This is a genomic window from Kribbella sp. NPDC004138, assembly GCF_053603655.1.
The window spans coordinates 18,495-42,322 of record NZ_JBSGFZ010000040.1; the positions used below are offsets into that span (position 1 = coordinate 18,495).

Annotated in this window: 24 protein-coding genes; 15 read left to right on the forward strand and 9 right to left on the reverse strand. The window is 70.3% G+C overall.

Going from position 1 to position 23,828, the window contains the following annotated elements; translation table 11 throughout:
* The first annotated feature begins 78 nt into the window (after positions 1-78).
* From ACWEOO_RS39080 to ACWEOO_RS39100, 5 genes are all read left to right on the forward strand, one after another.
* On the forward strand, positions 79-1,071 hold the full coding sequence (locus ACWEOO_RS39080) for a hydroxyacid dehydrogenase (RefSeq protein WP_452147351.1): 993 nt from the start codon (positions 79-81) through the stop codon (positions 1,069-1,071).
* 109 nt (positions 1,072-1,180) lie between these two features.
* Positions 1,181-2,119 (forward strand): ABC transporter permease, encoded by a 939-nt coding sequence (locus ACWEOO_RS39085; RefSeq protein WP_452147352.1) that lies wholly within the window; start codon positions 1,181-1,183, stop codon positions 2,117-2,119.
* The gene (locus ACWEOO_RS39090; RefSeq protein WP_452147353.1) at positions 2,116-3,048 is read left to right on the forward strand and encodes a carbohydrate ABC transporter permease; all 933 of its coding nucleotides are present in this window, start codon (positions 2,116-2,118) and stop codon (positions 3,046-3,048) included. The genes ACWEOO_RS39085 and ACWEOO_RS39090 overlap by 4 nt, the downstream gene beginning before the upstream one ends.
* A 43-nt stretch (positions 3,049-3,091) precedes the next feature.
* Positions 3,092-4,648 carry an ABC transporter substrate-binding protein gene (locus ACWEOO_RS39095; protein ID WP_452147354.1) on the forward strand — a complete coding sequence of 519 codons (1,557 nt, stop codon included), beginning with the start codon at positions 3,092-3,094 and terminating at the stop codon, positions 4,646-4,648.
* 6 nt (positions 4,649-4,654) lie between these two features.
* The gene (locus tag ACWEOO_RS39100; RefSeq protein ID WP_452147355.1) at positions 4,655-5,185 is read left to right on the forward strand and encodes a LacI family DNA-binding transcriptional regulator; all 531 of its coding nucleotides are present in this window, start codon (positions 4,655-4,657) and stop codon (positions 5,183-5,185) included.
* Here ACWEOO_RS39100 and ACWEOO_RS39105 read toward each other — a convergent pair.
* Both ACWEOO_RS39105 and ACWEOO_RS39110 read right to left on the reverse strand, forming a co-directional pair.
* Positions 5,153-6,262 (reverse strand): LacI family DNA-binding transcriptional regulator, encoded by a 1,110-nt coding sequence (locus tag ACWEOO_RS39105; protein WP_452147356.1) that lies wholly within the window; start codon positions 6,260-6,262, stop codon positions 5,153-5,155. The two genes, ACWEOO_RS39100 and ACWEOO_RS39105, sit on opposite strands and share 33 nt — an antisense overlap.
* Positions 6,259-7,308, reverse strand: a complete 1,050-nt coding sequence (locus tag ACWEOO_RS39110; RefSeq protein WP_452147357.1) for a LacI family DNA-binding transcriptional regulator — start codon at positions 7,306-7,308, stop codon at positions 6,259-6,261. Before ACWEOO_RS39110 ends, ACWEOO_RS39105 begins: the two co-directional genes overlap by 4 nt.
* An 83-nt stretch (positions 7,309-7,391) precedes the next feature.
* Between ACWEOO_RS39110 and ACWEOO_RS39115 the strand changes: the two genes are divergently transcribed.
* Entirely contained in the window at positions 7,392-8,147 is a 756-nt protein-coding gene (locus ACWEOO_RS39115) for an alpha/beta fold hydrolase (protein WP_452147358.1), read from the forward strand.
* On the opposite strand, the gene ACWEOO_RS39120 is transcribed toward ACWEOO_RS39115, so the two are convergent.
* The gene (locus ACWEOO_RS39120) at positions 8,140-8,898 is read right to left on the reverse strand and encodes a peptidoglycan-binding domain-containing protein (RefSeq protein WP_452147359.1); all 759 of its coding nucleotides are present in this window, start codon (positions 8,896-8,898) and stop codon (positions 8,140-8,142) included. The genes ACWEOO_RS39115 and ACWEOO_RS39120 overlap by 8 nt on opposite strands.
* Positions 8,899-9,090: 192 nt before the next feature.
* Between ACWEOO_RS39120 and ACWEOO_RS39125 the strand changes: the two genes are divergently transcribed.
* From ACWEOO_RS39125 to ACWEOO_RS39145, 5 genes are all read left to right on the forward strand, one after another.
* Positions 9,091-10,260: a carboxylesterase/lipase family protein gene (locus tag ACWEOO_RS39125; protein WP_452147360.1), complete on the forward strand. Its 1,170-nt coding sequence runs from the start codon at positions 9,091-9,093 to the stop codon at positions 10,258-10,260.
* Positions 10,194-10,580 (forward strand): hypothetical protein, encoded by a 387-nt coding sequence (locus ACWEOO_RS39130; protein WP_452147361.1) that lies wholly within the window; start codon positions 10,194-10,196, stop codon positions 10,578-10,580. Before ACWEOO_RS39125 ends, ACWEOO_RS39130 begins: the two co-directional genes overlap by 67 nt.
* Before the next feature lie 189 nt (positions 10,581-10,769).
* Positions 10,770-11,864, forward strand: coding sequence for a sugar ABC transporter substrate-binding protein (locus ACWEOO_RS39135; protein ID WP_452147362.1), 1,095 nt, complete (start codon positions 10,770-10,772; stop codon positions 11,862-11,864).
* Positions 11,865-11,873: 9 nt separating this feature from the next.
* Positions 11,874-12,656 (forward strand): ATP-binding cassette domain-containing protein, encoded by a 783-nt coding sequence (locus ACWEOO_RS39140; RefSeq protein ID WP_355692224.1) that lies wholly within the window; start codon positions 11,874-11,876, stop codon positions 12,654-12,656.
* A complete protein-coding gene (locus ACWEOO_RS39145) occupies positions 12,653-13,930 on the forward strand; it encodes a sugar ABC transporter permease (RefSeq protein WP_452147363.1) in 1,278 nt (425 codons plus the stop codon). Before ACWEOO_RS39140 ends, ACWEOO_RS39145 begins: the two co-directional genes overlap by 4 nt.
* Positions 13,931-13,979: 49 nt before the next feature.
* Here ACWEOO_RS39145 and ACWEOO_RS39150 read toward each other — a convergent pair whose 3' ends face one another.
* Genes ACWEOO_RS39150 through ACWEOO_RS39160 form a run of 3 tightly spaced genes read right to left on the reverse strand, consistent with a single transcriptional unit; the run spans position 13,980 to position 16,506 of the window.
* Entirely contained in the window at positions 13,980-14,342 is a 363-nt protein-coding gene (locus ACWEOO_RS39150; RefSeq protein WP_359924382.1) for a LytR/AlgR family response regulator transcription factor, read from the reverse strand.
* Positions 14,343-14,382: 40 nt separating this feature from the next.
* Positions 14,383-15,792, reverse strand: a complete 1,410-nt coding sequence (locus ACWEOO_RS39155; RefSeq protein WP_452147364.1) for a CHASE3 domain-containing protein — start codon at positions 15,790-15,792, stop codon at positions 14,383-14,385.
* Between the two features lie 39 nt (positions 15,793-15,831).
* Entirely contained in the window at positions 15,832-16,506 is a 675-nt protein-coding gene (locus tag ACWEOO_RS39160; RefSeq protein ID WP_452147365.1) for a response regulator transcription factor, read from the reverse strand.
* 79 nt (positions 16,507-16,585) lie between these two features.
* Here ACWEOO_RS39160 and ACWEOO_RS39165 point away from each other — a divergent pair, with 79 nt between their 5' ends.
* From ACWEOO_RS39165 to ACWEOO_RS39175, 3 genes are all read left to right on the forward strand, one after another.
* Positions 16,586-19,366: an ATP-binding protein gene (locus ACWEOO_RS39165; RefSeq protein ID WP_452147366.1), complete on the forward strand. Its 2,781-nt coding sequence runs from the start codon at positions 16,586-16,588 to the stop codon at positions 19,364-19,366.
* A gap of 104 nt (positions 19,367-19,470) precedes the next feature.
* Positions 19,471-20,262, forward strand: a complete 792-nt coding sequence (locus tag ACWEOO_RS39170) for an alpha/beta hydrolase (protein WP_452147367.1) — start codon at positions 19,471-19,473, stop codon at positions 20,260-20,262.
* On the forward strand, positions 20,259-21,047 hold the full coding sequence (locus tag ACWEOO_RS39175; protein ID WP_452147368.1) for an SDR family NAD(P)-dependent oxidoreductase: 789 nt from the start codon (positions 20,259-20,261) through the stop codon (positions 21,045-21,047). Before ACWEOO_RS39170 ends, ACWEOO_RS39175 begins: the two co-directional genes overlap by 4 nt.
* Here ACWEOO_RS39175 and ACWEOO_RS39180 read toward each other — a convergent pair whose 3' ends face one another.
* A complete protein-coding gene (locus ACWEOO_RS39180; RefSeq protein ID WP_452147369.1) occupies positions 21,048-21,767 on the reverse strand; it encodes an ANTAR domain-containing protein in 720 nt (239 codons plus the stop codon).
* A 162-nt stretch (positions 21,768-21,929) separates the two neighbouring features.
* On the opposite strand from ACWEOO_RS39180, the gene ACWEOO_RS39185 reads away from it, so the two are divergent.
* The gene (locus ACWEOO_RS39185) at positions 21,930-22,112 is read left to right on the forward strand and encodes a hypothetical protein (protein ID WP_452147370.1); all 183 of its coding nucleotides are present in this window, start codon (positions 21,930-21,932) and stop codon (positions 22,110-22,112) included.
* Between the two features lie 71 nt (positions 22,113-22,183).
* On the opposite strand, the gene ACWEOO_RS39190 is transcribed toward ACWEOO_RS39185, so the two are convergent.
* Both ACWEOO_RS39190 and ACWEOO_RS39195 read right to left on the reverse strand, forming a co-directional pair.
* A complete protein-coding gene (locus ACWEOO_RS39190) occupies positions 22,184-23,092 on the reverse strand; it encodes an NADP-dependent oxidoreductase (RefSeq protein ID WP_452147371.1) in 909 nt (302 codons plus the stop codon).
* 164 nt (positions 23,093-23,256) lie between these two features.
* The gene (locus ACWEOO_RS39195; protein ID WP_355477749.1) at positions 23,257-23,706 is read right to left on the reverse strand and encodes an Lrp/AsnC family transcriptional regulator; all 450 of its coding nucleotides are present in this window, start codon (positions 23,704-23,706) and stop codon (positions 23,257-23,259) included.
* Positions 23,707-23,828 lie beyond the last annotated feature (122 nt).

The window sequence follows — 23,828 nt, forward strand, 5'->3', positions numbered from 1 at the left end:
TGCTATGCGACGCTGAGGCGCAGATTCCTGCGTGCTTCAGAAGGCGCTCTCGATGCGCTCAGACTCCTGGAGGTACCCGTGTCCGATCGACCGGCGGCCGTCATCGCCATGTCCGCAGTGCACTGGCCGTCGCTGTTCCCGGACCCCGTCCGCCGCCGGGTCGGCGACCTGGTCGCGTTCGACCCGGCGCTGATCGTGGACTCATTCGACGACCCGCGGCTGGGGGCACGGCTGGCGGACGTGGAGGTCCTGATCACCGGCTGGGGCTGCCCGGCGATCGACGGGCCGGCGCTCGACGCGATGCCGAAACTGCGTGCCGTGCTGCACGCGGCCGGCAGCGTGAAGGGCCACCTGTCCCCGCAGGTCTGGGACCGCGGCATCGCGGTCTCGTCGGCGGCCGCCGCCAACGCCGTACCGGTCGCCGAGTTCGCGCTCGCCGCGATCCTGCTGGCCGGCAAGGGCGCGTTCGGGTTCCGGGAACGCTATCGCCGGGAACGCTTCTTCGAGCTGGGGTTCATCCATCCCGACGTCGGGAACTACCGGCGCACCGTGGGCATCATCGGCGCGTCGCGGATCGGCCGTCAGGTGATCGACCTGTTGCGGCCGTTCGACGTCGAGCTGGTGGTGTACGACCCGTACGCGGACGATCTCGACGTACCCCTCGTCGACCTGCGGATGCTGCTCGCCTCGAGCGACGTGGTCAGCGTGCACGCCCCGGCGACGGCCGAGACGTACCGGATGCTCGGCCGTGCGGAGCTCGCCCTGATGCCGGACGGCGCCACGCTCGTCAACACCGCCCGCGGGCAGCTCGTCGACACCGACGCGCTGATCGCGGAGTTGCGCTCCGGGCGCCTCTCGGCGGTCCTCGACGTCACCGACCCCGAACCGCTGCCGGCCGGCTCACCGCTGTTCGGGCTGCCGAACGCCTTCGTGACGCCGCACGTCGCCGGATCGCACGGCAACGAGCTGGCCCGGCTCGGCGCCTGTGTCGCGGACGAGCTGGCGCGGTTCCTGGCCGGCGAACCGCTGCGGCACCCGGTCGGGCTGGCCGACCTCGACCGCGGCGCGTGACCGGCAGGACAACGATGCCTACGCCGCTCAGGCCTTGACACCCTTCGATCGCCGCAGCTACGGTCACAGCCAGATGGAAAGCGCTTTCTATTCGAGAAAGGAGATCGCCGTGTTCGACCGGACGAGAGATCGCCGTCGTGCGACTCTGCGGGGCAATCTGTGGCTCGCGGTGCTGGCGCTGCCCGCCGTGGCGTTCTTCCTGGTGTTCAGCTACGCGCCGATGGCCGGCCTGGTGGTGGCCTTCAAGGAGTTCGACATCAGCAAGGGCATCTTCGGCAGCGCGTGGAACGGCCTGGACAACTTCCGGTACTTCTTCAGCTCCGGTGACGCCCAGCGGATCCTGGTGAACACGCTGCTGCTGAACGTGCTGTTCCTGGCCGCGACGCTGGCGGCCGGCGTGACGCTCGCGATCATGCTCAACGAGCTGCGCGGCCGGTACTTCAAGCGCATCGCCCAGTCCACGATCTTCTTCCCGTACTTCGTGTCGCCGGTCGTGATCGCGATCATGCTCCAGGTGCTGCTGTCCGGCCCGGCCGGATCCGGCGGCGCGGTGAACGACGCACTGGCCGGCTTCGGTCTGCCGACCGTCAGCTGGTACACCGAGCCAGGGCCGTGGCCGTGGATCCTCACGGTGGTGAAGGTCTGGCAGCTCGGCGGCTACCTGAGCGTCATCTTCCTGGCCGCGATCACGTCCATCCCCGAGGATGTCTACGAGGCCGGTCAGATCGACGGCGCGAGCCGGGCCCAGATGGCGCTGCGGATCACACTGCCGCTGCTCAAGCCGACGGCCGCGGTGCTGCTCGTGCTCGGCGTCGGCCGGATCTTCTACGGCGACTTCGGCACGATCTACGCGATCGTCGGCGACAACGGCACGTTGTTCCCGACCACCGACGTCATCGACACCTACGTCTTCCGCTCGCTGCGCCAGATCGGCGACTTCGGCACCACGGCCGCGATCGGCCTGTTCCAGTCGGTCGTCGGGTTCGTCCTGGTGGCGACGGCGGTGCTGATCCAGCGCAAGTACTCGAAGGAAACGAGCCTGCTGTGACCCCTGCTGCTACCGAGGCCCTGACCTCGAGCCTCGCCAAGACGTCCGCCCGGACGGCGACCCGCCGGCGCCGGCGGCCGGAGGCGTTCACCGTGTTCAGCGTCATCGGCGTGACCGCGTTCATGATCGTCTGCCTGGTGCCGTTCTGGATGATCGTGTCCGGGTCGTTCACCGACGAGCAGACGCTCGCGACGACCGGCTACAGCGTCGTCCCGCGACCGTTCTCCACCGCGGCGTACGACCTGATCTTCACCGGCCCGACGCTGCTGAGCGCGTACGCCGCGAGCGTGTTCATCACGCTCGTCGGTACGGCGCTGGCGCTCGCCTGCACGTCCGGACTGAGCTGGGTGATCGCGCGCCGGCTGCCGTACATCAGCAGGCCGCTGTCGGTGTTCGCCTACATCCCGATGCTGTTCAGCGGCGGACTCGTCCCGCTCTACCTGCTCGTCACGCAGTACCTGAAGCTCCAGAACAGCTACTTCGCCGTCATCCTCCCGTTGCTGGTGGCACCGTTCCTGGTGTTCATCCAGGTCTCGGCGTTCCGTCAGCTGCCGGAGGAGATCCTCGACTCGGCGCGGGTCGACGGGGCCGGGGAGATGCAGATCTTCTTCCGGATCGGGCTGCCGCTGTCGAAGCCGATCCTCGCGGTGGTCGGCCTGTTCTACGCGGTCCACTACTGGAACGAATGGTTCACCGCGCTGCTGTTCATGTCGGACATCCACAAGTACCCGCTCCCGCTGCTGCTGCAGAACCTCATCTCGAACGTCTCGTTCTCGCAGATGCTGCCGACGGCCGCGGAGCAATCGACGCCGGTCTACCAGCTCCGGCTCGCCCTGACGGTCGTGACCATCGGCCCGATCCTGCTCGCGTACCCGTTCGCGCAGCGCTACTTCGTCAAAGGCATCACCCTCGGAGCCACGAAGGGCTGACGGCTCCCTCCCTCACCTCAGGCACTACATTTCTGGAGGAATCGTGCCCGCCACATCCCCAGCCGGCCTCAGCAGGCGCGGCTTCCTGGCCGCGAGCGGCGGCCTGTCCATCGCGGCCCTGCTCGGCTTGAACGGCTGCGGCGACTCGTCGTCCGGCACCAAGAACAGCGCCGACACGCTGACCGTGCTGCTCCCCGGGGACGCGAAGCCGGGCTGGGACACCGTCCTGGCCAAGGTCAACGAGAAGCTGAAGAACGACCTCGGCTTCACCATCGCGCCGCAGTTCGTCGCCTGGTCGAACTACCAGCAGCAGTCGCTGCTCAAGTTCACCGCGGGCGACACCTTCGACACCGCCCTGCAGGCCCGCTGGCTGAACATGCTCCAGCTGGTCGCGAGCAAGTCGCTGGTCCCGGTCGGCGACCTGATCGGCAAGTACCCGAACCTGAGCAAGACGCTCGATCCGCAGCTGCTCGAGCAGAACAAATGGTCCGGCAAGCTGTACGGGATCCCGCAGGTGAACTCGGCCGCCCGGTTCCATCACTTCACCGTCCGTCAGGACCTGGCCGACAAGCTCGGCATCGGCGAGATCACGACGTTCGACCAGTTGGAGAAGTACTGGTACGACGTCAAGCAGAAGGAGAAGGTCACGCCGGTCGGCATCTCCTCCAACATGCCCAAGCTGCTCGTCGCGTTCGCGCCGGTCGGCTGGCTGAACCAGCACGACTGGGAGAACCCGCACGTCAGCGTGCAGTCGTTCAGCGGCGGCTCGTTCCCGTTCTACCTGGCGCAGGACGGGAAGACGACCGGCTCGGCGCACCCGATCCCGTTCTGGGAGGCGCCCGGGGTCGTCGACGCCCTGCGGCGGGTCCGCAAGTACTACCTGGACGGCATCATCAACAAGGACGCGCTGAACGTCGACTCCTCGACGATCGGCACCCAGTTCGAGTCCGGCCGGATCGCGACCCGGTGGGCGATGACCGACGGCCTGTCGTCGCAGTCGCTGACCCCGCTCCGCAAGGCGGTGCCGACCGCGCAGATCGCGAACGTCATGCCGCTGGCCGGCGGCAAGAGCGCGAAACCGAACCAGACGTTCCAGGCCGACAACTTCGTCGTCCTGAACGTCAAGGGCAAGAGCAACGAGCGGGCGATGCAGCTCCAGGACTGGGTCTCGATCAAGGAGAACCACGATCTGATCAGCTACGGCATCGAAGGCACGGACTGGAAGCCGGTCGGCGAGGACAAGTTCGAACAGCTCTCGCAGTACGGCTTCCCTGGGTACGCCCTGTGCTGGCGGCAGAAGCTCGAGTTGAAGATCAAGGGCATCACGCCGACCGAGGAGGCCTGGTTCGACTGGGCGCAGGACTACAACAACTTCAGCGTCGACCCGTACGCGTCGTTCGTCCCGGACGTGACGCCGGTGAAGCGGCAGGACAGCCAGGTGAGCGCGGCGATGACGCAGTACGGCAACCCGCTGTGGATCGGCGCGGTCGACGTGGACAAGGGGCTCGACGCGCTGAAGAAGGCGGTCGAGAAGGCTGGGCTGGCCGATCTCCAGGCGGAGCTCGAGAAGCAGGCGAACGCGTACCTCAAGGGTCAGTGAGCGTCGATGACCGCCCCACGGAGGAAGCTCGCGGTCGTCGCCCGGGAGGCCGGCGTCTCGGTGTCGACGGTGTCGAAGGTGCTCCGGGCCTATCCGGACGTCGCGCCGGCGACGCGGGCCCGGGTGCGCGAGGCGCTGCGGCGGTTCGGGTACCCGGTGGAGAAGGCCGCGGCCGGCGTACGGCGGGAGGAGTCGGCGCTGGTCGACGTCGTCGTCGCGGATCGTGAGCGGAGCTGGGCCGGCGAGGTTCTCGCCGGCCTCGCCGAGCGGGTCCGGGAGCCCGGGCTGGCCGTCGTGGTCACGACGGTCGCGCCGGGATCGCCGGTGCCGAGGGCTTGGCTGGAGCAGGTGTTCGCGCGCGGCACGCGCGGCGTCATCGGGCTGGGCGCCGAGTTCACCGCCGCGCAGCTCGGCTACCTCACGGCACACGACATCCCGTGCGTGCAGGTCGGGCCCGATGCCGAGGACGCGGTCGGGCCGGCGCTGGCCGTCGTCCTGGACGGATCAGCCGCGGTTCCCGTCGACCTGGCGGGGTGATTCCGGCCGGGTGACCGAGCTCCGGATCACCACGTGGGTCTTGAACAGCCGGTGGTCGCCCGTCCAGCCCGGCTGCAGGTGCTGGTCGTCGACGGCGATCTGCGCGGCCGTCCGCCCGAGATCCTCGTACGGCACGTGCACCGTGGTCAGCCGGGGGCGCAGGTCCTGGGCGAGCTCGACGTCGTCGTACCCGACGACGGACAGGTCGCCGGGGATCGTCAGCCCGTGCTCGGCCGCGGCGGCGTACACCCCGGCGGCCACGACGTCGGTGGCCGCGAACACGGCGGTGAAGTCGGTGCCGGCGGCTACGACGCGACGCATCGACTGATAGCCGGACGCGCGGGTGAAGACGCCGTGCTCCACGAGCTCGGGTGCGTCCGGTACGCCGAAGTCGGACAGCGCCCTGCGATGTCCGGCGAGCCGCTCGTTGCTGGTGCTCTGCCGCTCCGGTCCGGCGAGGAACAGGATGCGCCGATGGCCCTGTGACAGCAGATGACTCGTCAGCGCGTAGGCGCCGTTCTCGTTGTCGTACTCGATCACCGCGGCGGGTACGTTGTCGCCGAGGGACGGGCGTCCGCACAGCACGAGCAGCGAGCCGGCCGCGTGCAGCGACCGGGCCAGCTCGGTCAGCTTCTGCCGGTAGTCGGCAGCGTCCTCCATGATGCCGCCGATCAGCACGACCGCACCGGCCCGCTGCTCGCGCATCAGTTGGACGAGGGCGAGCTCCCGGTCCGGATCGCCCTGCGTGGTGCCGATCAGACTCAGCCAGCCCTGCTTGGCGGCCTCCTGCTCGACACCGTGGGCGGCGTCGGCGAAGGACTGCCCGCGGACGTCGGCGAGGATGAACGCGATCGTCTTCGACCGGGCCCCCGCGGCGAGCGCTCGCGCGTGCGTGTTCGCGGAGTAGTTCAGCTCCCGGACCGCGTTCATGACGCGTTGCCGTGCCGACCGGGAGACCGGGTAGTTGTCGGCCAGGACGCGGGAGACGGTCGCGGGGGAGAGGCCTGCGTGGGCCGCGACGTCGGCGAGCGTCGGGCCGGTGGAAGGCCGGCGGCGCCCCGGCGTTGACTCTGTCATGACTCCCTCTTCGCGGTGGACGACCGGATGACGACATGGGTGCCGAGCTTCAGGTGCTGGTCGAGCGCGTACTCGTCGCGGTGCAGCGCGAGCCGTACGGCGGCCCGGCCGAGTTCCTCGTGGGGGAGGTGCACGGTCGTCAGGTCGAGGTCGCCGCTGAGCGGGATGTCGTCGTACCCGACGACCGAGACGTCCTCCGGGACGCGGACTCCGGCGTCCCGGAGCGCGGCCAGCACGCCGCTGGCCACCACATCGGTGACGGCGACGACAGCCGTCATCCCAGCACCGCGGTCCAGCAGCATCTTGGTCTGCCGATAGCCGGACTCGCGATCGTAGTTGCCGCTGACAACCAGTTCCTGGTCGACCTCCAGTCCGCGGGTGGCGTGGGCGTCGAGGAAGCCGCTGAGTCGCGCCCCGGTCGTGGTGTGCTCGGGCTCACCGGCGCCGACGAACGCGATCCGGCGGTGCCCCAGCGAGATCAGGTAGTCGGTGACCGCGAAGGCACCGCCCTCGTTGTCGTACTCGACGACGGTCGCCGGGACGTCCGCGCCGATCGGCGGCCGGCCGCACAGCACCAGGCGCGACCCGGCGCGGTCGAGCGAGTGCGCGATCTCGGCCATCCGGCGGACGTGCGCCTCGGTCCGCAGCCCGCCGCCGACCAGGACGACCGCCTCGGCGCCCTGCTGGCGCATCAGCTCGATGAGTTCGAGCTCGCGATCGGGGTCGCCGTGATGGGTGCAGACCAGGCAGACCCGACCCTCGGCGGTCGCCTGCAGTTCGACGCCCTGGCCGATATAGGCGAACAGCGGGCCGACCAGGTCGCGGACGATGAACGCGACCGTGCGGGTCGAACCGCCGACGAGAGCGCGGGCCTGGGCGTTGATGACGTAGTCGAGGTCGCGCACCGCCCGCAGCACCCGGTTCCGGGTGGAGGCGCTCACCGGGTAGCTGCCGCCGAGAACCCGGGAGACGGTGGTGGCGCTGACGCCGGCGGACGCGGCGACGTCCTTGACGGTCGGCCGTCGGCCGGAGGTCGTTCGGGCCACCTGGACGTGCTCCTCCCGGATCGAAACTTTCTGCCGCGGCAGTGGACAGTTGGGGATAGAAAACGTTAACTATGCTGCCATTCATGCAGCCCGATGTCGAAACCCTGCACAGTGTCGTCACCGGCGGCGACGACCGCGACGCGATGCTGCTGGTGCACGGGTGGGGCGGGGACGGCCGCGCGTGGCAGCCCGTCCGGTTCGCCGGCCGGCGGGTGATGACGGTCGACCTGCGCGGGCACGGGCGGTCGCCGGCCCCGGCCGACGGCTACCGGCCCGCGGACTACGCCGGGGATCTGGCCGCACTGGTGCGCGCATCGGGGCTCGCGCCGGTGGTCGCGGTCGGTCATTCGATGGGCGGCCAGATCGTCGTACGGCTGGCCCTGGATCATCCCGACCTAGTTCGCGCGCTGGTGGTCGTCGATCCGGCGTACGGCGCTGACGAGGCCGAGGCCGCGACGTTCCACCGGCGGCTGGCCGAGCTCCGGCGCGACGGCGCGGCCGCCGCCGTACGGCAGCTAGGCCCATTGCCGACCGGCGCACGCGAACAGTTGTCGCGTACGCCGGGTCAGGTGCTGGCTGCCAGTTATGCCGGGATGTACACCGATCCCGGTGCGTTCGGAGCTCGCCCGGCCACCGCGAGGACGGTCGCGCGACTGACGCAGCCGGTGTTGTGTATCCGGCCAACACCGTCGATGGCGGCGTGGGACCTGACGTGCGCCCTTCCTCCTGGATCCCGCGTCGTCGTCTGGCCCGGCACCAGCCACTTCCTGCACCACGACCGTCCGGACGCCTTCGTCCGTCTGGTCGACAACTGGCACCAGGAGCTGTTGCTCAGATGACCTGGAAGCGGCCGAGACCGAGGTTGGTGAGGTCCTTCGGGCCCGGGATGCCGTCGATGAACTTGGGCGCGTTGCCGATCGCCTTCTGGTGCTTCTTGTAGGCCTCCCGGGTGAACTTGCCGGCCTTGCCGTCGACGAGCAGGGTCAGCTTGAGCCGGGCGTTGAGTGCCAGCTGGATGGTCTTCACGTCAGGCAGTGCTTTGGTGCCGCCGGCCCGGAACTGCGCCTGCACCGACGCCAGATGCACGACAGGTCGTGCGGCGCGCACGGCCGGGGCGATGCTCGCCGGCATCGTCAACGGGAACACCGTGATCTTCACCCGTGGCCCGTCGAGCGGTCCGTTGCCTTTCAGCCCGTCCCGGCCGTTCTTGTACGCCTCCACCTGCCGAGCGGCGGACGGGTCGAGGCCGGGATCGCCGATCGCGACGGCGTGGATGTGGTCGGCGAAGCCCTGCTTCGTCGTCCGGTGGAACGCCGCGAACGAGATCTTGCGTAGCTCGAGCAGCGTCTGCGCCTGCTGTGCGGGCGTCTGGTCCTTGGTGCGGATGTCGATCACGCCGGCCCGGTTGTGCGTCGGGCCGGAGCGCTTCGCGGCCTTCCCAGCCAGGAACGATCCCTGCACGATCACGAGTTTGCGCCCGAGTTTGCGCTCGGCGGCCTCGAGCATCGCCATCGTGCGGCGATTGACCACCAATGGTCGTCCCGACGAGTCCCTGCCCAGCGAAACCTTGTCCAGAAATGCATTCGGCACGGTCTTCCTCCCCCCTCAAGGCCGGTCCCACCCGGCCTCGAACCCGCGGCGCCGCCCCCGACCCCCCGGGTCCGCGAACATGTCCATTTCAGTGAACGCCCGCCACCGCCCACTGGCAAGGTCTTTACGAGGCAGAGCACGGCCCTGCTTATTGGGTTGCTCTCCGTGGACAGGTGGCGTGATGCTCGGCAGGTGGCCGGTGAGGCGAGTGGTGGCCGGGAGGTTCGCACGGCGAGCGGTGTGCTGCGCGGCAGCAGTGCGGACGGGCTGCTGGTGTTCCGCGGCATCCCGTACGCCGCGCCGCCGGTCGGCCGGCTTCGATTCCAGGCGCCTGAACCGGTGCGCGCGTGGGACGGCGTCCGGCCGGCGACGACGTACGGTCCGCCGCCACCGCAGTCCGGTCTGCTCGGATCGGCTCAGGCCGCCTCCGGTGACGACTGGCTGACTTTGAACGTGTGGACGCCGGATCTCGCGGCCAGGCTCCCGGTCATGGTGTGGATCCCCGGTGGCGGTTATGCACTGGGCAATTCGAGCCTCCCGGAGTACGACGCCACGCACCTCGTCGCGAACGGTGTCGTCGTCGTCACCGTCAACTACCGCCTCGGGATCGAGGGGTTCACGCAGCTCGACGGAGCGCCGGCCAACCGGGGACTGCTCGACCAGGTGGCCGCGCTGCGCTGGGTGCAGGACACCATCGGCGTGTTCGGCGGCGATCCGGATCGGGTGACGATCTTCGGGGAGTCGGCCGGCGGCGGCTCGGTCGCGGCGCTGCTCGCAATGCCGTGCGCCGCGGGGCTGTTCCGCCGGGCGATCGCGCAGAGTGTGCCGGGCACGTTCTTCTCCGCCGAGCTGGCCGGTGAGATCGCCGTGGCTCTGGCCGGCGAGTTGGGTGTCCGGCCGACAGCGCAGGTGCTGTCGGCGATACCTCCCGCCCGACTGCCCGAGGGCGGCGATGCGATCCTGCCGAAGATGGCCGCGTGGCGGGAGCGGTGGGGACCGATCACCCACCGGCCGATCCCGTTCGCACCAGTTGTCGATGGCAACGTTCTTCCGGTGGCGCCGTGGCAGGCGCTGGCCGCCGGCGCCGCGCGCGACATCGAGCTGCTGGCCGGGCACACCCGTGACGAGCATCGGCTGTTCAGCCTGATCGACGGCGTCCTCGGCCAGGTCACCCGCGAGCAGACCGAGACCGCCCTGCGGATGCTCGCGCCAGAGCCTCATCGCTACCGCGACGCGTACCCGGCCGCCTCCGACGAGGAGCTGTACGAACTCGTCAACGCGGACTGGCTGTCCGGATGCCGAGCCTGCAACTGGCCGAGGCGCAGGTCGCCGGTGGCGGCCGGGCGCATCTGTACGAACTGACCTGGCCGGCACCGGCCCTCGGTGCCTGCCACGGACTCGACGTACCGCTGGTGTTCGGCAACCTCACCAGCGGTCAGCCCGCGATGCTCATCGGGGATCCGCCGTCCCCGGAGGCGATCGACCTGTCCGCGCAGTTCCGTTCGGCGTGGACCGCGTTCGCCACGCACGGCGATCCAGGGTGGCCGGCGTACGACGTCGACCGTCGCCTGACGCGGCTCTTCGATGCGCCGTCGACCGTCACGGCGTACCCGGAGGAAGCCTCCCGCCTGCTCTGGCGCAAGCACGAGTTCGCAGCGCTCGGGCCGGTCGGCTCCCGCTGACTGCAATCCCGCTCTTACCGCTGGCAGGGGGGTCCTCGCTCGGCGAGCCGGTCGCGTACCCGGCTAGCTGGAAGCCGGAGTTGGGTGCCTGCAGCGACGAATTCATCCGCCCTTCGAACGCATGCTGACGGAGTACTGCGGCTCTCGGAGTACGACGGGCTCCATCTCGCACGATCAAAGGACGCACCGATGCGAACACCAAGGAGGGCGGTAGCGCTGGCCGGAACGGTCCTGGCGCTGATGGCCACACTGACCGCCTGTGGCAACAACAGCACGTCGACCGGCAGCGCCGCGCCGGCGAACACGAAGGTAGGGATCCTGCTCCCCGACACGGCGTCGTCGCCGCGCTGGGTGTCGGCCGATCCCACCGAACTGAAGCAGCAGTGCGCGGCGAACAAGCTCACCTGCTACATCGACAACGCCAACGGCAGCGCCACCACGCAGCAGGCCCAGGCGCAGGCGCTGATCAACGCCGGCGTGGGCGTCCTGCTGGTCGTGAACCTCGACTCCGGCTCGGGCAAGGCGATCGAGTCCCTCGCCCAGCAGCACAACGTCGTGACCATCGACTACGACCGGCTGACCCAGGGCGGCAGCGCGTCGTACTACGTCTCGTACGACAACGTGAAGGTCGGCCAGGACCAGGGCACCGCACTGACGCAGGCGCCGCAGGTGAAGGGCAAGAGCTCGGTCAACTACGTCGAGATCGACGGCGCACCCACCGACAACAACGCGACGCTCTTCGCTGAGGGCTACAACTCGGTGCTGTCGAAGCAACCCGGCTGGAAGAAGCTGGCCGACCAGACCGGCAACTGGGACGCCGCCACCGCGCAGACGGTGTTCACCACGATGCTCGGACAGCACCCCGACATCAACGCGGTGATGGTGGCCAACGACACGATGGCGCAGTCGGTCATCAACGTCCTGAAGGCCCAGGGCCTGGCGGGCAAGGTCGCGGTCTCCGGGCAGGACGCCACCGCCGGCGGCCTCGACAACATCATGGCCGGCACCCAGGCCTTCACCATCTACAAGCCGGTCGCCGGTGAGGCGGACGTGGCGATCAAGCTGGCGGCCCAGATCCTGGCGGGTCAGAAGCCGACCGCTCCCACGACGACCAAGGACCCGACGACCGGTCGTGAGATCCCGTCGTACCTGGCGAACCCGACCGTCATCACCAAGGCGAACGTAGCGCTCCCGGTCACCGACGGGTACGAGACCGCCGCGTCCGTCTGCCCGACGCCGGCGCTGCAGCAGCTGTGCGCCGCCAACGGCATCCACACACCGTAGGGGGACGGCATGACTACTGTTCCTACTCTCGAGCTCCGGGGCGTCGACAAGGCGTTCGGACCGGTCCAGGCGCTGTCGTCGGTGAACCTCGTCGCGAAGGCAGGCGAGGTGACGGCCCTGGTCGGCGACAACGGCGCCGGCAAGTCGACGCTGGTGAAGTGCATCGGCGGCATCCACCGAATCGACGCGGGGGAGCTGCTCTTCGACGGTACGGCGCACAGCGTCGGCGAGCCGCGCGACGCCGCGCGGCTCGGCGTCGAGATCGTGCACCAGGACCTCGCGTTGTGCGACAACCTCGACGTCGTCGGCAACATGTTCCTCGGCCGCGAGCACCTCACGCGGCTGCACACGCTGGACGAGAACTCGATGGAAACGCTGGCCCGTCAGGCACTGGACTCGTTGTCGGTGACCACGATCCGGTCGGCGCGCCAGCTGGTGGCGAGCCTGTCGGGCGGCCAGCGGCAGACCGTGGCGATCGCGAAGGCGGTGCTGTGGCAGTCGAAGATCGTGATCCTCGACGAGCCGACCGCCGCACTCGGCGTCGCCCAGACCGCGCAGGTGCTCGATCTCGTCCGCCGGCTCGCGGAGCAGGGCGTGGCGGTGATCCTGGTGTCGCACAACATGAACGACGTACTGCGGGTCGCCGACTCCATCGCCGTCCTGTTCCTCGGCCGGACGGCAGCGCAGGTCCGGCGCGCGGAGGTGACCCAGACGCAGGTGGTCGAGCTGATCACGACCGGTCGATCGGGCGCGCTGGGACTGTCGCCCACCCAGGCGGGAGCGACGCTGTGAACGCGCAACTGCTGGAACACGGCGGCGCGGAGCAGCGCCACGAGTCGCCGGCCGGCTCATCAGGTGTCGGCGCCTATGCGAGGGGCTATGTCGCGCGGCTGCGGGGCGGCGAGCTGGGCGCCGTTCCCGCACTCGTGGGTCTGGTCGTCATCACGGCGTTCTTCGCCATCGTGCACCAGGGATTCCTCAGCGCCTACAACCTCGAGGCGCTGGTGATCCAGGCCGCGCCGATCATCGTGATGGCCATGGGCCTGGTGTTCGTCCTGCTGCTCGGCGAGATCGACCTCTCCGCCGGTACGACGGGAGGGCTGTGCTCGGCGATCACGGCGATCCTGATCCTGCGGCACGGGGTCGCGTGGTGGATCGCGGCGGTCGCCGGGCTCGCGGTGGGCATGCTGGTCGGGTTCGGCACAGGCTGGCTGCGGGCGCGGATCGGCATCCCGTCGTTCGTCATCACGCTGGCCACGTTCCTGGCCTTCCAGGGCGTCACGCTGATCATCGTCGGCGGCCAGGGATCGGTGACGCTCCCGGCCGGCTCGCCACTGATCGGCCTGGAGAACAGCTTCCTGCCGCTCTGGCTCGGCTGGACGCTGCTGGCGGTGTTCGTGATCGGGTACGCCGCGCTCAAACTGGCCGACGCACGGACCGCCCGGCGGGCCGGGCTCCCGGGCACGCCGTACGCCGTGATCGCGGTCAAGGTCGCCGTGGTGGCCGCACTCGGGGCGGCGTTCACCTTCGAGATGGGCGTCAACCGCAACGTCACGACCAACGCGTTCTTCACCAACAAGGCGCAGGGGATGCCGTGGGTGGTCGTCCTGCTGGTGGTGCTGTTCTCGGTGTGGCACCTCGTCCTCAGCCGGACCCGCTACGGCCGGCACGTGTACGCCGTCGGCGGCAACGAGGAGGCTTCACGACGGGCGGGGGTGGTCGTGTCCCGCATCCGCATCTCGGTGTTCGTGATCTGTTCCGGGATGGCGGCGGTCTCCGGTGTCGTCGCGGCCTCGTTGCTGCAGTCCGTCCAGTCGAACGCCGGCGCGGGCAACACGCTGCTGCTGGCGGTGGGCGCCGCGGTCATCGGCGGTACGTCGCTGTTCGGCGGGCGCGGCCGCGTCATCGACGCCGTCCTGGGTGGTCTCGTCGTCGCGGTCATCATCAACGGGATGAGCGACCTGATCCAGGGCGCGAACTCGGCCGGCTACGAATGGGTGGTCACCGGCGCGGTCCTGCTGCTGGCGGCCGGCTTCGACGCCGTCGTCCGCCGCGCCCGCAGATAGGCCGGTCGGGAAACACCAAGGCCGCCGGGTCGTCACCGACCCGGCGGCCTCAGTGTGTCGCACGCCGGAGAAGATTGCCGATGGCAACCGCCGACAGGCGCGTCTTCGGCACGAAGCCGATCGCCGCACTCGCGTCGATCAGCTCGGCGTAGTCCTGCTCGGCGTACGTCGAGATCAGGATCACCCGGGGCGGCGGGCTCAGCCGGTGCAGCCGGGCGACGATGTCGAAGCCGCTCTCCGCGCCGAGGTCGATGTCCACCAGGACCACGTCCGGGTGCGAGTCCTCGACCAGGTCGACGGCGCCGGCGCCGCTCGTCGCCGTACCGACGACGGCGACGCCTTCGCGTTCCAGGAGTCCGCGTGCGGCGTCGAGGAAACGCCGGTTGTCGTCGACGATCGCGCAACGCAGCATGACACCAGGGTCGCAGGGTCCGGCCGCGGTGGCATTCCTGCTAGCTGGAGATCTCCTCAGGGGCTACCGGCAACGTGATCTGCAGGGTGGTGCCCTGGCCGGCCGGGCTGTCGACGGTGAGCGTGCCGCCGAGCGCCTGGACCCGGTCGGTGAGCCCGATCAGGCCGGAGCCGTTCGCCGGGTCGGCCCCACCGGCTCCGTCGTCGCGGACGGCGAGCCGCAACGAGCCGTCGAGCAGCCGTACGTCGACGTACACGACCGAGGCGTCCGCGTGTTTCGCGGCGTTGGTGAGTGCTTCGGAGACGACGTAATACGCGGCCGACTCGACGGCCGGTGGGAGGCGCTCCGTGACGGTGACCTCCGCCTCGACCGGGATCGCGGACCGGCGGGCCAGCATCCTCACCGCGGGACCGATACCGCCGTCGGACAGGATCGCCGGATGGATGCCGTGGGAGATCTCCCGCAGTTCGTCGAGGGTGCTGCCGAGGTCGTCCGTGATCTCGTCGAGCCGGGTCCGCAGGTCGCCCTGCTCGCCGGTCAGGCCGGCCTGGACCGTGCGCAGTTCCAGGGCCAGGGTCACCAGCCGTTGTTGGATGCCGTCGTGCAGGTCGCGCTCGATCCGCCGCCTGGTCTCGTCGGCCGACGCCACGAGGCGGGCCCGCGAGGACGCCAGATCGGTACGGGCCTGGGCGAGCGAGGCCGCCATGCTGTTGAAGGTGCGCTCCAGACCGCCGATCTCGCCGACTCCGTCTTCGGGCACCCGAACGGCGAGGTCGCCCGCCGCGAGCCGGTCGGCCATGGCGGCGGTGATCAGCACCGGGCGGACCACGGCGCGGGACAGGTACCAGGTGAATGCCAGGATGAGCAGCACCGATCCGACGAGCCCGGTCGCGGCCGCGATGACCGCCCGGCCGGCTGCGGCGTCGGACCGGGCCTGCGCGGCGGCCGAGAGACCTCGCTCGGTCGTGATCAACCCGTCGAGGACGGTCCTGATCGCGTCGACCCGGCGCTGGCCCTCGGTGGTCGCGGCCTGCGCCGGCGCCGAGACAGGACGACCGCGGATCGCTGCGACCAGCGGCTCCGAGTAGTCCCGGAGGTACGACGTCGCGCTGCGGCTGATCTCCTCGGCGCTGGCGCGTTGCGCCGGCTCGTCCGCGACCACGCGTCCCAGCGCCGCGAGCCGGTCCGGAAGCTGGGACCGCGCGGTCTGCCACGGCGCGAGGAACTGCTCCTGACCGGTGATGGCGAACGCCTGCTGGCCGGTCTCCAGGTCGACGACCGAGCGCTCGACCTGGTTCGCGGCCGCGAGCACCGCCGCCGCCTGCCGGGCCTGGCGCTCCGAGTCGCGCAGATCCTGGACCGACGCCAGCAACACGGCGAACCCGGCGCCGACGAGCAGCATCAGCAGCGCACTGGCGACGATCACGCGACGCGAGACCCCGCCGGTCATCGGCCGGTCACCCCGAGGTCGCCGGTGCGAACAGCTCCGTCACCGGTCGTCCGCCGTACGACGGTCGCCCTGGAGGTAGGCCAGGACCGCCCGGACGCGACGGTGGTCGTCGTCGGTCTCCGGCAGGTCGAGCTTGGTGAGGATGCTGCGGACGTGTTTCTCGACGGTGCCCTCGGTGACCCAGAGGCGCCGGGCGACGCCGGCGTTGGAGCGGCCCTCGGCGACCAGCGCCAGCACCTCACGTTCCCGGTCGCTGAGGGAGGCGAGCGGGTCGTGGCGGCGCCGGACGTCGACCAGCTCCTGCACCAGTGCGGGATCGACGACGGAGCCGCCGTTCGCGACCCGCCGTACGCTGTCGAGGAACTCCTCGACGTCGGTGACCCGGCGCTTGAGCAGATACCCGATTCCGTGACCGGCGGCCATCAGCTGCACGGCCTGCTCGACGTCCACGTACGCCGACAACAGCAGGACGGCGGTCTTCGGGCGCTCGCGACGGATCACCTCGGCGGCTTCGAGCCCTTCGGTCGCGTGGCCGGGCGGCATTCGGATGTCCACGACGACCAGCTCCGGACGCCGGCTGCGGACCAGGTCCAGCAGGTCCGGGCTGTTTCCGGCCTGCCCGACGACGTCGAATCCCGACGCTGCCAGCAGACTCGCGAGCCCTTCCCGTAGCAGGACGTCGTCGTCCGCAATCGCCACCCGCGTCCCGCTCATGGCGGCGAGTGTAGCCCCGGGCACCCGGTGCCCGAGCAGGTGATTGGACGGATCGCAGCGGGGGACTCATGCTCTACTCATGGCCGCGACCGACGACGAACAGTTGTTCGGTCGCGACCAGATCCTCGGTCGGCTGACGGCCAGGCTCGACGAGGTGGAGGCCGGCGGTTTCGCGATCGGACTGAGCGGCGAGCCGGGAGTGGGCAAGAGCGTGGTGCAGGCGCGCGTCGCCGAGCACGCGGAGTCCCGGGGCTTCACAGTTCTGCGCGCGCACGGCAGCCAGTCCGAGACCCACCTGCCCTACGCCGGTCTGCATCAACTGCTGCGCCCGGTTCTGTCGCACGTGGACACGCTCCCGGCCCAGCAGCGAGACTCCTTGCTGGCCTGTTTCGGAATGGTCGAAGCAGGCCAGGTGAACCCGTTCTTCACGTCGCTCGCGGTCCTGGAGCTCCTGGTGGAGTGCGCCGGGAGGGCGCCGGTGCTGATGAGCCTCGACGACCTGCACTGGATGGACCGGCCCAGTGTGGACACGCTCGCCTTCGTGGCCCGTCGTGTCGCGGCGGAGCGGGTGGTGCTGCTGTGTACATCTCGCTCCGCATCGCAGCTTCTCGGCGACGAGCAGACCGTCAGCTGGGTCGAGCTGGGCGCCTTGCCGGAAGCGGACGCGCAGGCGTTGCTGCGGTCGCGAGCTCCCGATCTGGCACCCGGGCTGCGCGATCGGGTTCTCGGCCACGCCGCCGGTAATCCCTTGGCGCTGGTCGAGTTCGCCGCCGCTTGGCAGTCCGGGCCGTACGCCTGGACCGAGGTGGACGACGACCTGCCGATGACGGCTCGCCTGGAGCGTGCCTTCGTAGCGCGTGCCGACGAACTGGAACCGCCCGCTCGCGCGGTCCTAGACGTGGCCGCGCTGGATGACGGCGACGACATCGAGCAGGTCCTGGCCGCGGCGGCGATCCTGTCCGGCGTCGCCGTCGACCGCGGTACGGCGCTACCGGCCGTCGAGCTCGGCTTCCTCACGATCGCCGGACCGACGTACGCCATCGGGCACCCGTTGATGGGGTCGGCACTGCGCCAGGTGATGCCCGCGGACCGCCGTGCGCGGGCACACGCCGCCCTCGCGACCGCTCTGTCCGCCGAGCCCGACCGCGCGATCTGGCATCGGGCCGGCGCGGTGGCCGGCCGCGACGAACCCATCGCCGCAGAGCTCGAGCGGGCGGCCGGCGAAGCCCGCCGGCGCGGGGCGTACGCCACTGCGCTGGCGCGGCTCGAGCGGGCGGCCGCTCTGAGCCCCGATCCCCTGGACCAGGCGGCCCGGCTCCTGGGTGCGGCGGAACTGGGCTATGAACTCGGCAGGTTCACCCAGGTCGAACAGATCAAGGCCCGGGTGACGCGGATGACACTTCGACCGCGAGATCGGTCCCGCCTCACCTGGCTGATGGGTGTCTTCCACGACGGCGCCACGAGCGATCCGGCGGAGGTCCGCCACCTGGTCGATCTGGCCCGGCAGGCGACCGCCGAGGACGACGTCGAACTTGCCATGCAGTTGCTGTTCGGGGCCGCCCGCAGGGTCTGGTGGCGCGATCCGGGCGAGTCGGTACGGCGGGAGATCGTCGGCGCCGCGCGGGCGGTTCCGCTGGCTGCCGGTGACCCCAGGCTGCTCGCGGTGCTCGGTCTCGCGGAGTCGCTGGAATCGAGCGCGCAGATCATCGAGCAGCTCGAACTGTGGCCCGCGGACGGCGGCGGCCGGGCGGAACCCGCGGCCCTGCTCGGCATCGCGGCCTTCGGCGCCGGTGACTTCGTGCGCGCGGAGTCGTTCCTGTCGGTGGCCGTGCACGAGCTGCGCGCGGACGGGCGGCTGAGCCTGCTCGCCGAGGCACTCGCGATCCGCGCCTGGGCCGAGATCAACCTGGGCGTCTTCGACGCGTCGCGGTCCGCCGCCGAGAGCATGCGCCTGGCCGACGAGACCGGCCAGCGGGTGTGGGCCGGTACTGCCCGGATCGCGGCGGCACTGATCGACGCGATCGGCGGCGGCTGGAACCCCCGGCACGCCCTGCTCGCCGACGCCGAGCGCACCGCTCTGCAACTGCCGAACGCGAGCTCGTCCCTGCTCGCGGGGGCTCAGTTGGTCCGCGGGCTCGGCGAACTCGGCGCGGAGCGTGCCGAGCAGGCGTACGGCGAGATGCTCCGCGTGTTCGTACCGACCGACGCCGCCTATCAGCGCGTTCAGCAATTGTGGACGGTCAGTTACCTCGCCGAGGCCGCCGTACGGGCCGGTCGCCGGGACGAGGCGAGGTCGTTGGTCGGTACCGTCGAACGGGCGGCGCGAGGCACGCCCGCCGTCGGTACGACGATCGCTCTGGAGTACTCCCGCGCGGTTCTGGCCGACGACGCATCGGCCGAGGAGTTGTTTCGGGGCGCGCTGGACGGTGCGAGCCGGCCGTTCCCGTGGCATCAGGCCCGCCTGCAGTTGGCGTACGGCTCCTGGCTGCGCCGCCGGCGGCGGGTGACCGAGTCCCGCGATCCGCTCCGGGCGGCGCGCGGCGCCTTCGACGCGCTGGGTGCCAAACCGTGGGCGCTTCGCGCCGACCAGGAGCTGAGGGCGACGGGAGAGCGGGGCTGGCAGCCGACGTCGAGTGGCCGGGAGCAGCTTTCGCCCCAGGAGGCGCAGATCGCCGAGCTCGCTGCCCGGGGACTGTCCAACCGGGACATTGCCCAGCGACTCTTCCTGTCGCACCGCACGATCGGCTCGCACCTGTACCGGATCTTTCCGAAGCTCGGCATCACCAGCCGCCAGCAGCTCGCCGGCGTACTCACCGGTGCTCCGGAACACATGCTGAGGCAGGCACAGTCATTCGACTGAAGACGGCCGCGGCCCGGACGTCCTAAGGTCGGTTCCAACGCGGTGTGTCCAGCACCTCGGGACCGACCAGGAGGAGCACCTCGGGACCGACCAGGAGGACGACTGTGGGAACACCGGTGCTCTTCATCCACGGGCTCTGGCTGCACGCGACGTCGTGGGACGCGTGGCTGACGCGATTCCGCACCGAAGGGTACGAACCCGCGGCGCCGGGCTGGCCCGGCGACGGCCCGACCGTCGAGGCGTCCCGGCAGGACCCGGAGGCGATCGGCGATCACGGCATCGACGATGTCGTGGCGCATTTCGCCGCCGTCATCGAGGAGCTCCCCGAGCCGCCGATCCTGATCGGGCACTCGTTCGGCGGCATGGTCGCACAGAAGCTGCTCGGGCAGGACCGCGCCCGGGCGGCGATCGCGATCGACGCCGCCCAGATCAAGGGCGTGCTGCCCGTCCCGCTGTCCGCGCTGCGGGCCACGCTGCCGGTGTTCAAGAACCCGGCCAACAAGCACCGGGCCGTCTCGCTGACCGCCGAGCAGTTCCGGTTCGCGTTCGGCAACGCGGTCTCGCGGGAGGAGTCCGACCTGCTGTTCGAGCGCTGGACCATTCCGGCGCCCGGCCGGCCGCTGTTCGAGGCGGCGTCGGCGAACTTCAACCCGCACTCGCCGGCCAAGGTCGACACCGGCAACCAGAAGCGCGGGCCGCTGCTGCTGATCGCCAGCGGGAAGGACCACACCGTCCCCGAGTCGGTGACCCGCGCGACGCTCAAGCAGTACCGCCACTCCGACGCCGTCACCGACCTGCGGACCTTCCCGGACCGCGGCCACTCGCTCGTCGTCGACTCCGGCTGGTCCGATATCGCCACGGCGTGCTTGGCCTGGCTGAAGGAGCAGTCCCTGTGAAGCTCGACCTGGCCGGCCGGACGGCAGTGGTGACCGGCGCGAGCAAGGGCATCGGTCTCGCGGTCACGCAGGCGCTGCTCGGCGAGGGCATGCGGGTCGCCGCCGGTGCGCTCGGCGGTTCACCCGAACTGAACGCGTTGGCCGCGGACGGTGAGGTCGAGGTCGTGCTGGGCGATCTCACCACCGCGGCCGGATGCGAGGCCCTGGTGGGGGCGGCCGTGACGCGATTCGGTGGCGTCGACGTGCTCGTGAACAACGTGGGCGGAGTACGTCCGCGCACCGAGGGTTTCCTCGCCGTCACGGACGCGGAGTGGCAGTGGGCGCTGGAAGTGAACCTGCTGTCGGCAGTGCGTGCGACGCGGGCCGCGGTGCCGCACCTGGTGGCGAGTGCGCCGTCCGCCATCGTCACGATCTGCTCGGTGAACGCCACGCTGCCCGATCCCGGCGTCATCGACTACAGCGCGGCGAAGGCCGCGCTGCGGAGCTTCTCCAAGTCGCTGTCCAAGGAGCTCGGACCCGCTGGTGTCCGGGTGAACACCATCAGTCCGGGACCGGTCGAAACCGCGCTCTGGCTGGGCCCCGGCGGGGTGGCGGAGACCGTCGGCCGGGCACAGGGACTCGATCCCACCGCGGTCCGGGACGCGGCAGTTGCCGGTACACCGACCGGACGATTCACCCGTCCGGAGGAGGTGGCTCAGCTGGTGCTGGTCCTCGCCTCCGGAGCCGCAGGCAACATGACCGGATGTGACGTGCTGATCGACGGCGGCATGGTCACCACGATCTGACTACCGGTGGGCGCCGGCCTCGGCGTCGGCGATGAGTTCGGCGGCCACGTCGCGGAGTTTGCGGTTGGTCTGGCGGCTGAAGCGGACGAGGGTGCTGAAGGCGCGCTCGGAGGTGATCGAGTAGCGCTCCATCAGGAGGCCGACCGCCTGGCCGATCTGGTCGCGGGTCTCCAGGGCGGCCAGGAGGTTCTCCGTGCGCTGGGCGCCCGCGTAGGCCACCGCGGCGTGGATGGCGATCAGGCAGCCGATCTGCTCGGACTCCGCGGAGAACGCGTTCGCGGTACCGGCGTACAGGTTGAGCGCACAGAGGTTGTCGTCCTTGGAGAACAGCGGGAACGTCAGCACACTGAGTGCGCCCAGCTCGGCGGCCCGGGGAGCCAGTTGCGGCCAGCGGGACTCGGTACGCATGTCGTCGACGCGAACCACCGCCTTGTGATCGCGCAGCGCGTCCACGCACGGGCCTTCGCCGAGCTCCGACATCAGGGAGTCGACGCGCATCGGCAGGGTGCCGGACTCGGCCTTGTGGGACACGAGTTTGCCGACCACGATCGTGGTCACCGAACCGTCCTGGGCGCCCGGCACCAGTTCGAGCGCGGCCTGCACCGCCTCCCGCAGTACGTCGTCCGGCGCGTCGGCGCGGTGCAGGTCACGGGCCAGTTCGCTGAGGTCGCGGGCGAGTTGGTCGTGCCTGGCATTTGGTGGCGAGCCGGAATCGGTCATGGAAATTCCCTCGGACCATTTCTGGATAGCACCGACCGGCCGGGGTCGTCCAGCAGGAAAAGAATGTTCCGGACGGGGCTTGCCCAGAACACGTTCGTCCGGTCATAGTGGTTCAGCCTCAGACAGCCGGGCGCCGAATTCTTCGAGCTTGCCGAGGCCGTCATGCGCGATTCCGATCCCCGCACCGTTCGTGAACTGCTGCACGCCCTGCAGGCCGTCGAGGACGAGTTGCGGACGGCGCGCCGGCAGGCCGACCGCGAGCAGCTGACGGCCGTCATCGAGCGCAAACGCCGGATTCTCACGGTTCTGGCCTGCCGTCGCCGGCATCGGTCCGCCGTCGCGTGACCGCAACCCACAGACCGATTGCGGGCCCGTCGCAGCACAGGGGAGGGGGACGGGCCCGCAATCGCAATCCTTCAGTCCGTCGTGACCTTGACGATCGTCTTGCCGCGGCTGCCGAACGTGGCCGGTACGTCGGCCAGCTCGCGGACCGCGCTGACGAGGGGGACGAGGCGGCCGTCGCGCAGCCGGGCGGCCAGCTGGGTCGTCTGTGCACGATCGGGCTCGACGACGAAGAAGATCGCCCTGCCGTCGCGAGGCTGGACGGTCGGCGGCTCGGCGACAGTCACGAGTGTGCCGCCCGGCCGCAACAGTGCGGTGGAGCGGTTGAGGATCTCGCTGCCGATCACGTCGAACACCACGTCCACCTCGCCGGTGTCCTCGAGGCGGTCGTTGTCCAGGTCGACGAACTCGTGGGCGCCCAGGCTCTCGGCGAGCTTCCGGTCGGCGGCCCGGCCGGTGCCGATGATGTGGGCGCCGGTCTCACGGGCGAGCTGTACGGCGAGCGAGCCGACGGAACCGCCGGTGCCGTGGATGAGGACGGTCTGCCCCGTCTGCAGGTGAGCGTGGTCGTAGAGGGCCTGCCAGGCCGTCAGACCGGGCATCGGCAGGGCGGCCGCGGTGACGTGGTCGACGTCGGCGGGAAGCGGCGCCAGGTTGCGGGCCTCGACGGCGGTGTACTCGGCGAGCGTTCCGTTGCGGGCCCAGTCGGTCAGCCCGAAGACCCGCTGACCGATCGAGAGGCCCGTCGTGCCGTAGCCGAGCTCGACGACCACGCCGGACAGTTCGTGGCCGAGCACGCTCGGCGTGCGGTCGCGGCCGGCGCGGTCGACCCAGGTCGCGGGCCACTGCGGTTCGGTGCGGATGAAGCCCGCGGCGTGGACCTGCACGACGACGTCGTTCTCGGCGGCATGGGGATGGGGGAGCTCGGAGAGGGACAGCCCGAAGTCCTCGGCCTCGGGGTCCCGAACGGTGATGGCACGCATGATGATCCTCGGAGTAGACAGCTGCTGGTTCACTTTCGACGCTACGCGCTGGTGGACCGCTGCCGGGACGCCATTCGCGGCCTGTGTCGATGGGCCATTTCGGCGGCCGGTGGCCCAGCATCCCGCCGTCGGAATGGACCAGCCGCGCGGGCGCGGCGAGTTCCTCAGCCTCGGCGGGTCCATTGCTCGAGGACGACAAGCGTCTTGGTGCTTGCGATCGCTTCGGCGGAGCGTAGTGAGCTGACGACGCGGCGCAGATCCTCCACGCCCTCGACCTGGATGCGGACCAGGGCGTCCGGGTCACCGGCCAGGGTGAGGACCTCCTTGACCTCGGGGACCTGGGCGACGAACTCCATGATCTGCGCGAGATCGAGGTCGTCGGCGAAGTGCAGTTCGGTCATCGCCTCGATGCCGCCGGCGATCCGGCCGTGGTTGATCTGCACCGTGTAGCGCTCGATGACGCCGAGTTTCTCCAGCCGGGTGATCCGGCGCTGGACGGGCGCGACGGTGAGGCCGACCGCGGTCGCGATCTCGCGCAGCGGGCGGCGGGCGTTGTCGCGCAGCAGGTCGAGGATCGCGCGATCGGTGTCGTCCAGGCTGGCTTGCTCAGGCACGCAACGGACTCTACTCCGGAGGCGTCCTTTGTTGCGTCTGGACGGCGATCGTCGTGGCAGGGATTGCGGATCGTCGCCAAACTCGACGACAACTCTTGTGACTCGGCCCACCCAGCCCGCAC

Bases quoted from the DNA above. Each gene is read 5' to 3' on its own strand.
- ACWEOO_RS39150 (WP_359924382.1), bottom strand. From the start codon at position 14,342: ATGCTGCGTTGCGCGATCGTCGACGACAACCGGCGTTTCCTCGACGCC.
- ACWEOO_RS39190 (WP_452147371.1), bottom strand. From the start codon at position 23,092: ATGCGTGCCATCACCGTTCGGGACCCCGAGGCCGAGGACTTCGGGCTG.
- ACWEOO_RS39155 (WP_452147364.1), bottom strand. From the start codon at position 15,792: ATGACCGGCGGGGTCTCGCGTCGCGTGATCGTCGCCAGTGCGCTGCTG.
- ACWEOO_RS39100 (WP_452147355.1), top strand. From the start codon at position 4,655: ATGACCGCCCCACGGAGGAAGCTCGCGGTCGTCGCCCGGGAGGCCGGC.
- ACWEOO_RS39115 (WP_452147358.1), top strand. From the start codon at position 7,392: ATGCAGCCCGATGTCGAAACCCTGCACAGTGTCGTCACCGGCGGCGAC.
- ACWEOO_RS39180 (WP_452147369.1), bottom strand. From the start codon at position 21,767: ATGACCGATTCCGGCTCGCCACCAAATGCCAGGCACGACCAACTCGCC.
- ACWEOO_RS39130 (WP_452147361.1), top strand. From the start codon at position 10,194: ATGCCGAGCCTGCAACTGGCCGAGGCGCAGGTCGCCGGTGGCGGCCGG.
- ACWEOO_RS39140 (WP_355692224.1), top strand. From the start codon at position 11,874: ATGACTACTGTTCCTACTCTCGAGCTCCGGGGCGTCGACAAGGCGTTC.
- ACWEOO_RS39135 (WP_452147362.1), top strand. From the start codon at position 10,770: ATGCGAACACCAAGGAGGGCGGTAGCGCTGGCCGGAACGGTCCTGGCG.
- ACWEOO_RS39105 (WP_452147356.1), bottom strand. From the start codon at position 6,262: ATGACAGAGTCAACGCCGGGGCGCCGCCGGCCTTCCACCGGCCCGACG.
- ACWEOO_RS39165 (WP_452147366.1), top strand. From the start codon at position 16,586: ATGGCCGCGACCGACGACGAACAGTTGTTCGGTCGCGACCAGATCCTC.
- ACWEOO_RS39160 (WP_452147365.1), bottom strand. From the start codon at position 16,506: ATGAGCGGGACGCGGGTGGCGATTGCGGACGACGACGTCCTGCTACGG.
- ACWEOO_RS39185 (WP_452147370.1), top strand. From the start codon at position 21,930: ATGCGCGATTCCGATCCCCGCACCGTTCGTGAACTGCTGCACGCCCTG.